This window comes from Lentilitoribacter sp. Alg239-R112, from assembly GCF_900537175.1.
Taxonomy (GTDB): Bacteria; Pseudomonadota; Alphaproteobacteria; order Rhizobiales; family Rhizobiaceae; genus Lentilitoribacter.
The window spans coordinates 1,034,145-1,049,188 of sequence record NZ_LS999833.1 but is presented as its reverse complement, the minus strand read 5'-3'; the positions used below and the strand labels follow the sequence as shown (position 1 = coordinate 1,049,188).

Annotated in this window: 13 protein-coding genes; 6 read left to right on the top strand and 7 right to left on the bottom strand. The window is 44.2% G+C overall.

Annotation, left to right across the window (positions count from 1 at the left end; all coding sequences use genetic code 11):
* Positions 1–94 precede the first annotated feature (94 nt).
* The 5 genes from soxB to G3W54_RS05505 all read left to right on the top strand — a co-directional run bounded on the left by soxB (position 95) and on the right by G3W54_RS05505 (position 6,005).
* Positions 95–1,795 carry a thiosulfohydrolase SoxB gene (gene soxB, locus G3W54_RS05525; RefSeq protein ID WP_162652113.1) on the top strand — a complete coding sequence of 567 codons (1,701 nt, stop codon included), beginning with the start codon at positions 95–97 and terminating at the stop codon, positions 1,793–1,795.
* Between the two features lie 81 nt (positions 1,796–1,876).
* The gene (soxC, locus tag G3W54_RS05520; protein WP_162652112.1) at positions 1,877–3,202 is read left to right on the top strand and encodes a sulfite dehydrogenase; all 1,326 of its coding nucleotides are present in this window, start codon (positions 1,877–1,879) and stop codon (positions 3,200–3,202) included.
* Complete coding sequence (locus G3W54_RS05515) at positions 3,186–4,325, top strand: c-type cytochrome (protein WP_162652111.1); 1,140 nt, start codon at positions 3,186–3,188, stop codon at positions 4,323–4,325. The genes soxC and G3W54_RS05515 overlap by 17 nt, the downstream gene beginning before the upstream one ends.
* Complete coding sequence (locus G3W54_RS05510; protein ID WP_162652110.1) at positions 4,322–4,708, top strand: c-type cytochrome; 387 nt, start codon at positions 4,322–4,324, stop codon at positions 4,706–4,708. Before G3W54_RS05515 ends, G3W54_RS05510 begins: the two co-directional genes overlap by 4 nt.
* Positions 4,709–4,739: 31 nt before the next feature.
* Entirely contained in the window at positions 4,740–6,005 is a 1,266-nt protein-coding gene (locus tag G3W54_RS05505) for an NAD(P)/FAD-dependent oxidoreductase (RefSeq protein ID WP_162652109.1), read from the top strand.
* A gap of 183 nt (positions 6,006–6,188) precedes the next feature.
* Here G3W54_RS05505 and G3W54_RS05500 read toward each other — a convergent pair whose 3' ends face one another.
* The 3 genes from G3W54_RS05500 to G3W54_RS05490 form a co-directional block, all read right to left on the bottom strand.
* Entirely contained in the window at positions 6,189–6,695 is a 507-nt protein-coding gene (locus tag G3W54_RS05500) for a YcxB family protein (RefSeq protein WP_162652108.1), read from the bottom strand.
* Positions 6,696–6,753: 58 nt separating this feature from the next.
* The gene (locus G3W54_RS05495; RefSeq protein ID WP_162652107.1) at positions 6,754–8,919 is read right to left on the bottom strand and encodes a DKNYY domain-containing protein; all 2,166 of its coding nucleotides are present in this window, start codon (positions 8,917–8,919) and stop codon (positions 6,754–6,756) included.
* A gap of 92 nt (positions 8,920–9,011) precedes the next feature.
* A complete protein-coding gene (locus tag G3W54_RS05490; RefSeq protein ID WP_162652106.1) occupies positions 9,012–10,040 on the bottom strand; it encodes a Rieske 2Fe-2S domain-containing protein in 1,029 nt (342 codons plus the stop codon).
* Between the two features lie 71 nt (positions 10,041–10,111).
* On the opposite strand from G3W54_RS05490, the gene G3W54_RS05485 reads away from it, so the two are divergent.
* Entirely contained in the window at positions 10,112–10,798 is a 687-nt protein-coding gene (locus G3W54_RS05485) for a class I SAM-dependent methyltransferase (protein WP_162652105.1), read from the top strand.
* On the opposite strand, the gene G3W54_RS05480 is transcribed toward G3W54_RS05485, so the two are convergent.
* The 4 genes from G3W54_RS05480 to G3W54_RS05465 are packed head-to-tail and all read right to left on the bottom strand — an operon-like array spanning position 10,788 to position 15,044.
* Entirely contained in the window at positions 10,788–11,957 is a 1,170-nt protein-coding gene (locus G3W54_RS05480) for a hypothetical protein (RefSeq protein WP_162652104.1), read from the bottom strand. The two genes, G3W54_RS05485 and G3W54_RS05480, sit on opposite strands and share 11 nt — an antisense overlap.
* The gene (locus G3W54_RS05475) at positions 11,954–13,225 is read right to left on the bottom strand and encodes a F390 synthetase-related protein (protein ID WP_162652103.1); all 1,272 of its coding nucleotides are present in this window, start codon (positions 13,223–13,225) and stop codon (positions 11,954–11,956) included. The genes G3W54_RS05480 and G3W54_RS05475 overlap by 4 nt, the downstream gene beginning before the upstream one ends.
* A complete protein-coding gene (locus tag G3W54_RS05470; protein ID WP_162652102.1) occupies positions 13,222–14,058 on the bottom strand; it encodes an MBL fold metallo-hydrolase in 837 nt (278 codons plus the stop codon). The genes G3W54_RS05475 and G3W54_RS05470 overlap by 4 nt, the downstream gene beginning before the upstream one ends.
* Positions 14,055–15,044 carry an NAD(P)-dependent oxidoreductase gene (locus G3W54_RS05465; RefSeq protein WP_162652101.1) on the bottom strand — a complete coding sequence of 330 codons (990 nt, stop codon included), beginning with the start codon at positions 15,042–15,044 and terminating at the stop codon, positions 14,055–14,057. The genes G3W54_RS05470 and G3W54_RS05465 overlap by 4 nt, the downstream gene beginning before the upstream one ends.

Below are 15,044 nucleotides of genomic sequence, written 5' to 3'. Positions count from 1 at the left end.
ATCTTGCCCTTCCAATAAACTATATCCGCCGAGTATATGATGAATATCTATCTCGTTGGCTTGTCTATGTGTTTTTAAATTTGAGAGAATGAAAATGGTTACTCGTCGTGATTTTTTGCAATACACAGCCATTGCAGGTGCAGCGCTCTCGGCATCAGCCGGATATTTAGGCAATGCAACACGCGCTCTTGCTCAGCAAAAAATTACACAGGATGACCTTCTCAAGTTTGATGCTAAAGGTAAAGTAACGTTGCTGCATATCACTGACGTGCATGCACAGTTAAAACCAGTTTATTTCCGTCCGCCAGATACAAATATCGGAGTAGGGGCTTTTGAGGGTATTCCGCCGCATTTGGTAGGTGAAACTTTTCTATCACATTTTGGCATAGACAAGGGTTCCCCGCTCGCTTACGCGCATACAATGGTGGATTATGTGGACTTAGCGCGCACGTACGGCAAACTTGGAGGCTTAGATCGCACGGCAACTATCATCAAAGCTATTCGCGCTGATCGCGGTGATGATAGCGTCTTGTTGTTAGACGGCGGTGATACATGGCAAGGCTCATACACATCGTTAAAGACAAATGGTCAGGATATGGTCGACTGTATGAAACTTCTAAAGCCCGATGCGATGGTCGGGCATTGGGAATTTACATTTGGGCAAGATCGTGTGGAAGAGATTATCGATGATATGGGTTATCCATTTCTAGCGAGTAATATTTTTGATACGGAGTGGGACGAGCCGGTATTCGAGCATACTGCATTTTACGAAAAAGGTGGGAGCAAAATTGCGGTTATCGGCCAGGCAATGCCTTATACGCCAATTGCAAACCCGCGGTGGATGATACCCAATTGGTCTTTTGGAATACGGCCTGAAGTTATTCAGGAGAATGTTGATGCAGCCCGTACCGCTGGTGCAGATGTTGTTGTATTACTATCTCATAACGGCTTTGATGTTGACCAGAAACTGGCAACAGTAGTGTCTGGCATCGACGTTATTTTGACTGGCCACACACATGACGCAGTTCCCAAAGCCATCGAAATCGGTTCCACTCTGGTTTTATCTTCGGGTTCGCATGGCAAATATTTGGGACGGGTCGACCTTGATGTTCAGGGTGGAAAAGTCGTCGATTTTTCATCATATCTGATACCAATATTTTCTGATGTCATAAAGCCAGATGCGGAAATGAGCGCTAAAATTGACGAAGTACGCGCACCTTATGAAGCTGAGTGTAATCGCATAATCGGCAAGACCGAAGGATTATTATATCGCCGTGGCAATTTTAACGGTACGTGGGATGATTTGATTTGCGAAGGGCTGATCGAAGAACGGGATGCGGAGATATCTCTGTCACCAGGCTTCCGTTGGGGGACAACCCTTCTACCCGGTCAAGATATCACGATTGATGATCTCTATAACCAAACAAGTATGAATTACCCAAGTGTCTACAGATTAGAATTCTCCGGCGCACAACTCAAGGAAATATTGGAGGATGTTTGTGACAACCTCTTCAATAAAGATCCGTTCTTTCAGCAAGGTGGCGATATGGTCCGTGTGGGCGGTATGGGCTATACATGCGCTCCAGCAAATGAAATTGGCAATCGGATAAGCAATATGACCTTGCTTAAAACCGGCGAATTATTGGAAGCATCGCGTAATTATGTGGTTGCTGGCTGGGCCTCGGTTAATGAGGGAGTTGAAGGACCCGCGATCTACGATCTTATGGAAGATTACATTACGAAAAAACAGATAATCAATATGCCGAAGAATGAAAGTGTGACGGTTGCGGGCTAATTGAGGATTGATGGAGAGGTTAAAATCACTTGATATATAGTGTTTTTTGAATATATTATATTTATCTTCAGGAGGACATGAATGCCGGACAAATATAATAATCATCTTCCACTCGAAAAGAGTGAAAAAACTGAGCAATTAGAAAACCCCAGCCGACGATCTTTATTGTCAAAGACTGCTTTGGCTGGCAGCGCCGCCGCTGCAACTAGCCTTTTAGCTTCCAACGGGACAAAGGCTGCGACGCCCGAACCGCTGATCACTGACGTACAGGATTGGAACCGGTATCTAGGAGATGGAGTGGATGCTGCGCCTTATGGTGTGCCTTCTGAATTTGAAAAAAATGTTGTTCGCCGCGATGTGGCATGGTTAACCGCCGATCCAAAATCATCAGTTAACTTTACGCCACTGCATGAGCTGGATGGTATTATCACGCCAAATGGTTTGTGCTTTGAGCGGCATCATGGCGGTATTGCTGAGATTGCTCCTGAAGATCACCGCCTTATGATCAATGGTTTGGTAGATATACCTCTAGTGTTTACTCTTGAAGATATAAAGCGCTTCCCTCGTGAGAACAGAATCTATTTCCTTGAGTGTGCTGCTAACTCCGGGATGGAATGGCGTGGCGCTCAGTTAAATGGCTGCCAATTCACCCACGGTATGATCCATAATGTGATGTATACGGGCGTACCGTTAAAACATCTGCTTAATGAAGCTGGTATTAAACCTGAAGGAAAGTGGTTGCTTGCAGAAGGTGCGGATGCTGCGGCTATGACGCGCTCTATACCAATGGAAAAAGCCTTGGACGATTGTCTTGTTGCGTTCAAGATGAATGGTGAAGCCCTGCGCCCGGAACAAGGTTATCCTGTTCGGCTGGTTGTTCCGGGCTGGGAAGGCAATATGTGGGTCAAGTGGTTGCGCCGTTTAGAAGTTGGCGATCAACCTTGGCATCATCGTGAAGAAACCTCCAAATACACCGACCTTTTGGAAGATGGAAAAGCCAGACGGTTTACGTGGACGATGGATGTTAAATCAGTCATCACAAATCCAAGCCCCCAAGCGCCGATTACTCATGGAAAAGGCGCAACCGTTTTAACCGGTGTGGCGTGGTCAGGGTATGGAAAAATCAAACGTGTCGACGTCTCTATCGATGGTGGCCGTAACTGGAAAACGGCCCGCCTAGACGGACCAAGCTTTGATAAATCGATGCATCGTTTTTACCATGATTTTGACTGGGATGGCTCTGAGTTATTTTTGCAAAGCAGGGCGATTGATGAAATGGGAAATATCCAGCCTACGAAAAACGCATTGCGAAAAGAGCGCGGTGTAAGTTCTATCTATCATAACAATTCTATCCAAACCTGGCATATTAAAGCCGACGGGAGTGCTGAAAATGTTGAAATTTCTTAAACCAAGCATTCTTGCTCTAGCATTATTTTTGTCGGCAGTCGGGCTTGCAACAGCGCAAGATGCGGCAAAAGGCGAGAAGGTTTTTAAAAAGTGCAAAGCTTGCCACGCAGTAGGTGATGGCGCCAAAAACAAAGTTGGACCCCAACTTAATGATGTCTTTGGAAGGGTAGCCGGGAGTATTGAAGGTTTTAAATATTCCAAAAATATGAAAATTGCTGGTGATGAAGGTTTGGTTTGGAATGATGAAACAATGCATCAGTTTCTAACGAAACCAAAAAAAATGATCAAAAAAACCAGAATGTCATTTGCAGGTCTCAAAAAACAAAAAGACAGAGACAATCTTATAGCATATTTAAAAACATTCTCATCTGAGAGCACAGAAATCGCTGGGGAAGAAGCTCCAGTTGTAGAACCCGTAACGGAAAAATCGAACGCCGCGGATGAAGTTGGAAAACCAGAACCAGCGGCCGAAGTTGCAACAACAACAGCAACAGAGGCAAAAGATGTGGTGGTGCCAAAACACGGTATATTTCATCTGGGACGTAAAGCTCTAGATGCGGAGATTTCTGCATGGGATATAGACATTCGGCCAGACGGTAAAGGTTTACCCGAAGGTAAAGGAACCGTCGCGCAAGGTGAGCCGATCTACACTGATAACTGCGCTGTTTGCCACGGTGATTTTGGTGAGGGTAAAGATCGATGGCCTGTATTGGCGGGCGGTCAGGATACACTAACCGAAGAACGTCCAGAAAAGACGATCGGTTCATATTGGCCCTATCTATCCACTGTGTTTGATTATGTAAATCGAGCCATGCCATTTGGCAATGCCCGTTCATTATCCAATGATGACGTTTATGCATTAACGGCCTATCTTCTTTACCTGAACGACATCGTCGATGATGAGGAGTTTGAACTTTCAAAATCCAACTTCGGTGAAATTCGTCTACCCAATGAAGAAAATTTCATTGTCGATAATCGCAATGACGAACCGCAATATTCTATTGCAACAGAGCCTTGCATGACAGATTGCCAGCAGGGACTTGCGCAAGTGACCATGCGTGCACGCGTACTAGATGTTACGCCAGATGCCGATGTGGATGATGGCGCTGGGTCGATAGAATGATAGTCAATCAAGTGTTTGCCGTTTTGAAAAATAGCAGCATAGCACTTGTTTGGTTGGCAATAGCGCTGGCTGGTGTAACTGTATTTGCGAAGGCAATGGATGAAGTCGATATCGATAGGCTCTCACGGGCGGCGAACCAGATAAAGGGTGATGTTGAATATGGCGAATATCTATCTGGTGAATGTGTCACTTGTCATCAAATCAGTGGCGAGGTTGATGGCATACCGGCAATTGTGGGTTGGCCAACGGATAGCTTTATATACGCTATGTTTGAATACAAACATGACCAGCGAGAGCACTTAGTAATGAACACTATTTCGAAGAGGTTAAATGACGAGGAATTGGCTGCACTTGCAGCCTATTTCGAAACTATCGAACCGTAGTTCGGGTCGATTAACATGGGAGGAGTGTAATATGAAGATGAACAGAAGGCATTTTGTAGGATTAACGGGTCTAGCTGCAACCACACTAGCAGCTCCTAGTCTAAGTTTCGGTCAAGCAAAACCCCGCGTCGTTGTTATAGGCGGTGGTGCTGGTGGTGCAACAGCTGCACGCTACATCGCAAAAGATAGCAAGGGTGCGATTGATGTGACTTTAATTGAAGCAAGTAAGCAATATTACTCTTGCTTTTTTTCAAATCTTTATCTCGGCGGTTTCCGCGATTATGCATCAATCGGTCATACATATGATGGGCTGACAAACAATCATAGTATCAATGTCATTCATGATTGGGCTATGAGCGTTGATGGTGCAAACAAGCAGGTGAAATTGGCATCTGGAGCCAACGTTACCTATGATAAATTAATCCTGTCACCTGGTATTGATATGAAATACGAAAGTGTTTCTGGTTACTCTGTGGATGCGCAAGATACCATGCCTCACGGCTGGAAATCTGGCAGCCAGGTTCAATTGATTAAGCATCAGGTTGAAAATATGAAAGAAGGTGGAACATTCATAATGGTTCCTCCGCCAAATCCTTTCCGATGTCCTCCAGGTCCTTATGAGCGCGTGTCAATGATTGCTCATATTCTAAGAGAGAAAAATCCAACCGCGAAGATTATCGTGTTGGATCAAAAAGAAAAGTTCTCCAAGCAGGCTTTGTTTATGGAAGGTTGGCAAGACAATTATCCGGATATGATTGAATGGATTGGCTCGGACCTTCATGGTGGAATTAAAAATGTTAATCCCGATACGCTGGAGATAGAGACAGATCTTGAAACATTTAAAGCAGATGCTGCGTCTGTAGTCCCTGCGCAAAAAGCAGGTTCAATCGCCATGGCCGCTGGTGTGACTGATGGTGATTGGGCTCCAATTATCCCCGCGACAATGGCGTCTAAAGCGGATCCGAATATTCATGTTCTTGGCGATGCATCTGTTGCTTCCGCAATGCCAAAATCAGGTTTTTCTGCAAATAGCCAAGCTAAAGTAGCTGCAAACGCAATCCGGGGTGAGTTGACCGGTTCTCGCATTTTTGAACCTAAATTTGCGAATACGTGTTGGAGTTTGATTGATAATGACAATGGCGTCAAAGTGGGTGCAAGCTATAAGGCAGGTGCTGAAGCTATAGAAGTCGTCGATAAGTTTATCTCGGCAACAGGTGAAGATGCTGAGCTTCGGAAGACGACTTATGAAGAATCAGAAGGTTGGTATAAAGGCATTACTTCCGATATGTTCAGTTAAGTTGGATATGTCGTACCACAAATTGACAAAGGCCGCTCAAGTTGAGCGGCCTTCTTTCGTTGGAGTTTGACTTCCAGTTAAGATCACATTGCTGTGATTTTGGTGAAAGGTCAAATTTTAATTTCACACTTGATATTTTATGCCTAAATGCGGATATCAATAAACCATTAGAAGTATGCATTCCTATATCACGTGTTTTGCAATCATGTCGCGCAGGTATTGTTCATCTTCGAGGCTTGAAAATGCCCGCTTGGGGATAGAATATGCGTTTGCATGATTAACCCAAAGTAGAAAATGTCTTTCTTCCTCATTTGCTTTGATAATCCGCGTCCAATCAGACTCACCTATATGACCGTCGGTTGCTGAGACTACCCCCTTATCCGTTATTTCGAAATCAACTTGCTTGTTATCCAAAAGCTGTAATTTATAATGTCGCCGGAGTTTCCACGGCCTTAGAACATAGAAATTAAATGGAAGAAGTAGCAATGCAAATGGGTTTATAAGCATCCAATATTCCCATGCCATGTCAAATGCCGTAACTTTGTAAAGCCAGTTCAAAGACACCGCGATATTTAATAGAATAAAGAAGTACAATATTATTTGATAAGTTTTCGCATTTTTTCTGTTCTTATCACGTGCGTTATTGATTGCCAGATAATCTTCGAATTTGTACGTGTAATTTAGCTTCATCTTATGTTCCCGCTTCAATTCCAAGTTCTGGTTGTCTGCCATTTACCTTATTGCATCACTATATTTTCTTATCTTCTATCGCTTGCCGGTAAAGGTTGATTTTGTCATTGATGTCCTTCATCTCAGGCCAGTTGGCTGCACCCTTGCCATAGTGAGTTATAAGATCAGAAAACTCGTCGTCGAGCTTTAAAAGGCGATCTTTATGGGTTGCGGTATCTGCATCGCGCCAACAGATATCAGTTTTGCCGCGGAGAAACCAAATCCTTGGGCTGCGATAGGTAAAGCGTCCCATGTAGATTCCAGGAAGTGCGAAGTCATCACCAAGATCTTTCAAAAGTTTGCTAGCTGTAATCTCGGCCCTATCGTTTTGGTCAAGAGCCCATAACGTTTCGGTCAATCGGGCACGATTAAAAATGGTGTTAATTCCTCTGGCAATGCAAAACTCTATCACAGGCAGCATTTTGTCATTATGAAATTTTCTAAAGGCTTCGCCATCTACTTGAGCGCTGATCAAAGTTGCTTCGAGAACCATTCCCAACTGTTCGCGCAGAGCCGGAAATGGTTCTTGATCATAGCAGGTCATAACGGTGGGAATAATCTCATCAAAGAAGATGCCAATTTTATCGGTATCCAATGTTAATCCGTGTAAGAAATTGATGGCATCCATCCGATTCCGGAAATCCTGCGAATATAACGAGCGAGCTTCTATAATTGCCCGCGCAGCTGCCAAATTTGTTGTTGCGGCGATATCTCGACATTTACTTTCATAGCGAAATTCATTCATTAACTCTTTGGGAAGACGGACAAGTTCATTTAGTTCCTCGTCATTGAGGTCTTGATGTTGATAAGACAGAAAGAAGCAGAAATGAGCTAACACCCGCGATTGTTGTTCACAACCTTGTTCAAAAACATGTCCAACAAGCTCCCATAGGGCAGACCGATGTTCTGCAATAAGTAACAAGTGCATATCCATACTATCGGGCAGCATTGTGCCGGCTGCTGGATAGGGCAAAAACATCGGTTCGAATTGCTGCATATGGCACCAGAAATGACAACCGAGAGTATACCAACAGGACACAGGTTGGGTAAGAATTGTGCCATCGGCAAGAGCAAGCTCTATGTTTCCGTTGGTCGATAGCGTTGCGGTGAATTTCGGTAGGCTAGAGTTTGCCTGTAGAGTATTGGCATGATTGTCTAAATATTCCCGAATTTCATTCAAATCCTGGAATGGCGGAGGGAAGGTGGAAAACACAGCAAACATTGATGCAAATATTTTGTTTAACGTAAAAACGAGATCTTTGTTTGTGAAGGCTTGCGGTGTTGCTGTTGCGAGTGTTTGGGCGCCTTTTTCCATATCGTACAAAACCACCCGGTCACCATGGTGCAGGAGGGGACCATCCAGATAGTTCGGAGTATGTGTGAAATGCTTTTTGATATATGTGATGTCATCCGGGTTCTCCGGAAGTAATGTTGCGCCATGCCATATGTTTTTTTCATCGGTGAGCATGTCGTTACCAAATATTCGTGTGCCTGCCGATGATATTCCCGCAAGCAAATTACCGCGGAACCAAACGTGCTCTTCGTCAATCGCATAGGAGTTGCTGGAATATTCTCCCAGATCAGAAACAAGTGGTTGCAAAGTAGCAAAGTCTGCACCTGCGCACTCAGTCCACAGATCTTCATAGTGCGGCGATGCCACCCAGCAACTAATGCCGTCAGTGAGTGCAATAGGTGGCAAATTTACGTCATCATCCGAAAACCATTTGAGCTGGATTTTGGAGCTGGTCATGTCGATGTTCGTTGGCACAGAGATCACCTCTGCTCCAAAAAATAAAATAGCTCCGTCTGTCGCATATACATGACCAAGGCTTTTAAGGTCGCTCGAAACTTTGCTTTTACTTAATCTCAGACGTTTATCAAAGAAGAATGCATTACAATCATCGCGTCCAAAAAAATCCCCGACTGCTGAGAAACTTTTGACATCGATATTCTTTAAAATTTTCAGTTTTGTCGGGAGGATTTGATAGATAGTTTCGTTGTTATGAGCATAAGTATCGGACAGGATGGCAAAATTGGAGGCCCCAACATTCTGCTTTTTGCCAGACATATATACGGACGCTGCGTCACGACCAATTATATCAGATAAAATGTCAAAACTTTTGGGATCTGCGTGCTTGATAGCTCGCCCGTTCCATAAAACGCTATTGTCTTGAATCTCATACATTTTACCGACCTAAGTTAAATCAGGTGAATTATATTAACGGATTGTCATTTGTAAAAGCTGGCCTCTAACACCAAAATATGACCTAATTTCTACTAGAGCATAAATCTTAATTGCAATGGGTTTTGAAGGGTTGGTGGTTCTTTATCTTCAAGAATAGCTTCGATGCTTGGTCGGATAAAATCGGTTGGGGACATCGCACGTTTGGGTTGTCCATTCATTGCCCAGTTCAGTTGGGAATTATCCATCATAACACGATCCTGACCAATGATGTGATGCATCGCTGGCACGAATATTAATTTCTTCAAGTAGCCAAGTCCATAATTTCTAGCACCTGTTAGAATGGCAAAACCAAGCTGATGATAGCGATCAATTGGTGTGAAATAAAGCGTCGTTACCAGTGATAATTTATCCTTTGCCCAATATTGCAACTCGACAACGCCTGGCATCATAAATGTACCTGTACTGATGCTCCGGTTTCCTTCCAACAAACGACTTAACCAACCGTTTTGCCGTTCTTCACCTTCAAACCTGACATCAATTTGAAACCCGTCTTTCCCCTCACTTGCATTAACATATATATCAACTGAGGACCGGCGTTCACTCATTCCTCTCATAATGCCCTTATGTACAAAAAGCGTGTGCGTTGGATCGAGGACGTTTTCAGCAACATTTACCAGACTTGTACGAGTTTCACTTTGAACAATTGAGCGTACTTTGGCGCGGTTGTCCCACGTAGGTTTGAAGGGTTCGATACCTTGTTGCGGCGATTGGCAAACGAATATTAGGCCACTTTCTTCACGTACAGAAAGTGACCGAACCATACGATTTGGTACTGCTCCCTCATGAACTGGTATGTGAGTACATTTACCTCCTCCATTAAACCGCCACCCATGATAGGGGCATTCTATCGTGCCATTGACCACTTTCCCGTCGGAGAAACGTGCAAACCGGTGCGGACAGATGTCTTGAAGACATGCAATTGCATCGTTGTTTCTAAACAGCACGTAAGGAGTTTGATCAAATATGACGCGTTTAGGTTTTGAGCGCACATCAACTGATCGTGACACAGGATACCAATGATGGTCGAGAATAAGACTTTGCTCGTTACTTTTCTTACTCATACTGGTCTCCTTGCTACGAGCATGTTACTCCCATGAATAGGATAATTAAAGAAGACCACATTGTTGTTCACATGAAAAAAGAGAACGGTTCAGATAGCCATAATGAAGGCCAAGATTTAATGGTCAAACATGGCGCCTTAATGGATGTTACATATCGGTATATGAAATATATCTATGATATAACGAGGCCGTTTTTTCTGGCTGGTCGGTCTGATATGCGCCGCGCTGCTTTGCTAAATCATCCCACTCATGTCTGTGAGATTGGCACTGGTACGGCTCGGAATCTCATTCTGATGGCTAAAGATCGTACGGGTAATCAAACAAAATTCACGGGTCTTGATGTCTCCAGCGAGATGATCAATTTCGCGCGTAAAAAGGTAGCTAAAGCTAACCTTGGGAAACGTATTGATATTCGACTTCAGGATTTTGCGGACTATCTCAAGGAGCCATCGCAATCACGGGTATATGTTTTCTCCTATAGCCTATCTATGATCCCGAACTGGGAAGAACTTCTGCGTCTTGCCGCTGCGGCGTGCCGTGAGCATGGGGGTAGGATTGTTATTGTGGATTTTTCGACCATGGAAAGTTGGCCTATATGGGTGCGAGAGCGCCTTCGAAAAAATCTGACTTATTTTCATGTCTTCCCAAGATATAGTCTCGAAAGTATGATTGCTAGCGATCCGGCATTTGACAATGTTAATGTTGAGATTTCTTCTAAATTTGGTGGCTATGCTGCCGTTTTAACTATCACTTTTTAGGGTCTCCATCCCATTTGATGTCGGAGGTTGTTGCTTCTAGCAGGCTGGTTCCATTATGTAGCGATCGTAAAGTGAATTCCATGATTGTAAGAAATTGCCGCCAGATAGGTATGGCATCATTGGGCCATTTCATTGCGCTTCTTGAGTTCTGTAAGTCTGATATCCAGTGCCTGAATTTCCGGCGCCTAATTGCTTCAACCAATCCATAGCTGAGCATGGCAAGAGGTACGGATTGTGATATACTTAGATCTGCTTCTGGTCCATCTTGTTCATTACAAAGGAAAGTCGAGCAAAAAGATGTTGGATCGCGAAAAAAGTGGATGCCGCTTGTTGATCGCGGATTGCATTCCAATGGTAGTATCTTCCCATCTTTCATCCTTATTAAATCAAATGAAATTTGGCCGGTCCAGTTTTCGCCTTCAATATAGGTTTGGACAAATGGTGCGACGATTTCGGTTGCCACAGGTTTGAAATAGATTGCCGCTCCTTTTCCTGCCCGATATAGCGGGTGATAAGCGGAAATGCCCAAAGTATTTCCATCTTTAGCAAAAGCGAATGCACAAATTTCCTCGCCTTCAAGAAACTCTTGCGATATCCAAGGCGCTGCAGCAGATGGCTTTATTTTTTGCAGATCGGGTGAATTTGGTTGAATGAAAACCTTTTCAGCGAATCTTGACCATATAGGCTTTAGAACGCGCGTATGATCGCTTTTTTGGATGTCATCTGGCGAAAGTAATAACCGAGTATCTGGCACTTCCAGCCCAAGATCGGCAGCTCGTTGGATGAAAGAAAGTTTATTGTGTGCATTCAAAAGAGTGCTGACCTTTGGAGCAAAGAGTGAGGCAGTCGGTTTTAAATCTTTCCATAGCCTAGCCAGATGAAATACTTCCTCACATGTTGGAATTACATGTGTAATACTATTGTCATTTATCAATTGAACAATATCAAAACAAAAACGTTCCCAGTCTTCGACCGGAGAGCGAAAACGATAATATTGAATGCAGGCTCGTGATCCGTTGCTAAATGGCCAACGCAATGTATCGGACATAAAGACGTGACAACCAGCATCGGTCAGCAGCCGTGCAATATGAAGCGCAGCAGGTGCGCGAGCTCCAGTTACAAGTATTCTATGTGGGTGTTTGGTGTTAAACTCAGTCACGGAAACCAGCATCTTTCTACACGCCGCAATTTTCGGGCAGTTTGTGGCTCCACTGGCGTATGAGTAATCTTTACATCGGGAGATACACCATGTTTGCCAAGCAGCTGATTAAGCCGTTCACGCACGAGCTGATTGACTTCGAAAGAACAATAATCCGGTAGCTGGAGTTCAAGGTTCAATGGTCCTGTTTGTAGCAGGCGAAAGTCTGAAATATCTCTATCCGTATCAACAATAACATTGCGCAAAATATCTGGCGTTATTTCAACATGCTTACCGTCTTGTCCGATAAGTGAGAAAACATCATCTTGACGCCCAATTATTTCACTTACAACGATAAGAGGTGACCCGCACGGGCAAGGGTCGCTATCCAGACGAAGCAAATCATTCAGGCGGTAGCGCGCCATGATTTGTGTTTTCCGACTAAAATCTGAAATGACTGGAGAAACCAGATTTTCACCCACCTGCATAAATTCAAAATGCATACAGTCTTCGCATAGATGAAGCTTGTTATGCGAACAGGAGACACCAAGTAATCCTTCTGTAGCCATATAGATTTCACGTAAGGGAGCGCCGAATTTATGCTCAATGATTTCCCTATCAAACTCCTCTAACTTCTCCGCAGCGGAAAATAGTAATCGTGGTAGGAGTTTTGTGGGAGTTTCGCAAAACCTGCGCAATATGCGTGGTGGTGCGATTAATATTGTTGGGTTAAAGGCCTCCAGTTCTGCGCTGATTTCCTTCAGGGGAAGATTGATGTCAAAAAACTTAATTTCCAAAAGACGAACATGATTGGCACTATCATAGAGTGGCGTATCAATAGGCAGAAGAACCGCAATTCGATTTTTTTGTCTCCAGAAAGTGGGAATTGCTTTGGCAAGTATTGTGCCTAGCCATTTAAATCTCTCAATTTGCGAAATAACAAATAGGCCACGGTTTCCGCTTGTGCCTGTACTTGCGCCGACAATGAAATCGCCGATTTGTTTGCTGGTTTCAAATGCCGCCCAACCCTGCTCATTGGTGACATTTTGGTTGTTGTAGCGCGCGAAGTCTGTCATGAGGTCCGACTTTTCCATAATAGGCAGATCGCTTAGTTCAATTGTTTGATCTCCATATTCGCTGAATGCTTTAACCTTCGGAAGATCATTTTTAAGCCAGTTCGCAAGTTGTTTTTTCTGCCATGCTGCCAACGAAGCACGATTGCGAATTTTGTGCGGAAAACACCTCACGCGCAAATAGGACGAAAGTGCGGAAAAGATAGCTAGAGTCAAACTGCAAACTCCCCATCGATATCCAAGGGATGAAGGTGCGGATCATGACACAGCATCACATCACCCCCCTGTTCCATAAAGCTTTTAACCTTTGTCACACTTTGCTTCGCAGCACGAGCGTCTTGATAAACAAGCCGAGCTGGAAGACCAGGGCACAGATCCTCCTCTATCGCCTGTAAGAGCCATTGTGTGTCTGCAGCATATAGAAACGGTTTGGGAAGCTTAGGAAAACAGATGCCAACATGACCCTCCATATGACCGGGAAGGTCAACAGAGATAATAGATCCATCTCCGGCTATATCAAAACCATCTCCAAGGCCAAGAGGAGCGGGTGAAACAAAGGTATCTTCAAAAAAAGCAACGCGGCCTTCGAAGTCGTCAGGCATCAAGATCGAAAATACACCATTCAAAGCATTCCTGATTTTTCCTTTTTCCAGAAAGCTGTTCCATGCCCACCTTGAGCACAATATTTTGACATTGGGAAGATCAAGCAAGCCACCAATATGGTCGGCATGGAAATGTGTTAAAATGACAGTTTCGACTTCGTTCTTATCTATGCCAATTTGGGCAAGTCCTGTTTTTAGTGGCGTTTTATTCAGAATTTTGGGTTTCACAATGAGCCGATATGCAGCCAGCAATAAGTCACTCTTTTCGGGGTGTGTTACGTAACGGCTATAGCCAGTATCAATAAGCGTATGACCAAAACGCGGATGGTGAAAATAGCCAACGCGGACGCGAACGGGTATCGGCCGTTTCGCTCCACCTTTTAAAACCAGTCTCTCGCTTACTGGTAAAATGGATGTTGTAAAGAATTTGGGCATTGTTGTGCTCATACCTGCCGCCCGTGTTGTCGGTAGAAAGTCCTCTCAAGACCTTCTTCAAGCGAAATTTTGGGCTGCCAACCTAGATGCTTTTGCGCATTTGAAATGTCAAGGGTTTGACTATAGGCGAACACTCCAAGGCCGTAGGCTGTGATGCGTGGCTCTGGTTTTCCAGACCTCATCTTTGATATGAATTCATTTATGCGAACTGCCGCCAGTGTCGGCCCGATTGGTAGATTACGCCAACGGACTTTTATATTCTTTGCAGCGCACGCTCTTTCCGCAATTTGGCAAATTGGAAGAGCAACGCCTCCTGAAATATTAAATGTTTTATTGATCGCCTGCTGCTGAGAATTCAAAGTGCAGGAAATAGCGTCCAGCACATCATCAATATATGTTATGTCAGTTTTAACAGATCCATTTTGAAACCGTGGAAGAGGGCCTGTTTCTGCGGTTCGTAAAAGGCGAGGCAGCAGTGCAGTATCACCTGGACCATAGATGCCTCTTGGCCGAATTATGGTATAGGCCAGACCGTTTGCCTTCACTCGACTTTCGGCTATTGCTTTGGTGCGAGCATAGTGGTTGACAGGTTTTGGTAGTGTGAAATGCTCCGCAACATTTAGCTGGTCTTGGAACTGAAAATAAACAGCTGGTGAAGAAATGTGTACAAAGTGCTCAATATTTAGAGCGTTGGCGAGCGTAAGGCAATTCTCAGTTGCTCTAACATTCGCCGACCAGAAAGCGATTTTGCCGCCCCAAGGGGAAGAAAGGGCAGCACAGTGAATAATGCGCTCTATATCGCCAAATTTCGCCAGTAAGTCTGTTGGAGAAGTTGTTGCTAAATCTATTTCAATTTTATTTTTATTCGGTAACGGCAGGCTTTCCAGCATGCGCTTGTTACGTCCTGTCGCTACGATGTCAAAACCGTCATTGTGTAACCGTTTAACCAGTGCACCACCAAGAAAACCTGTCGCTCCAGTAATTAGAATTCGGCTCAT

Bases quoted from the DNA above. Each gene is read 5' to 3' on its own strand.
- soxB (WP_162652113.1), top strand. From the start codon at position 95: ATGGTTACTCGTCGTGATTTTTTGCAATACACAGCCATTGCAGGTGCA.
- G3W54_RS05465 (WP_162652101.1), bottom strand. From the start codon at position 15,044: ATGAGCCGAATTCTAATTACTGGAGCGACAGGTTTTCTTGGTGGTGCA.
- G3W54_RS05505 (WP_162652109.1), top strand. From the start codon at position 4,740: ATGAAGATGAACAGAAGGCATTTTGTAGGATTAACGGGTCTAGCTGCA.
- G3W54_RS05490 (WP_162652106.1), bottom strand. From the start codon at position 10,040: ATGAGTAAGAAAAGTAACGAGCAAAGTCTTATTCTCGACCATCATTGG.
- soxC (WP_162652112.1), top strand. From the start codon at position 1,877: ATGCCGGACAAATATAATAATCATCTTCCACTCGAAAAGAGTGAAAAA.
- G3W54_RS05510 (WP_162652110.1), top strand. From the start codon at position 4,322: ATGATAGTCAATCAAGTGTTTGCCGTTTTGAAAAATAGCAGCATAGCA.
- G3W54_RS05515 (WP_162652111.1), top strand. From the start codon at position 3,186: ATGTTGAAATTTCTTAAACCAAGCATTCTTGCTCTAGCATTATTTTTG.
- G3W54_RS05495 (WP_162652107.1), bottom strand. From the start codon at position 8,919: ATGTATGAGATTCAAGACAATAGCGTTTTATGGAACGGGCGAGCTATC.
- G3W54_RS05470 (WP_162652102.1), bottom strand. From the start codon at position 14,058: ATGAGCACAACAATGCCCAAATTCTTTACAACATCCATTTTACCAGTA.
- G3W54_RS05500 (WP_162652108.1), bottom strand. From the start codon at position 6,695: ATGAAGCTAAATTACACGTACAAATTCGAAGATTATCTGGCAATCAAT.
- G3W54_RS05485 (WP_162652105.1), top strand. From the start codon at position 10,112: ATGAAAAAAGAGAACGGTTCAGATAGCCATAATGAAGGCCAAGATTTA.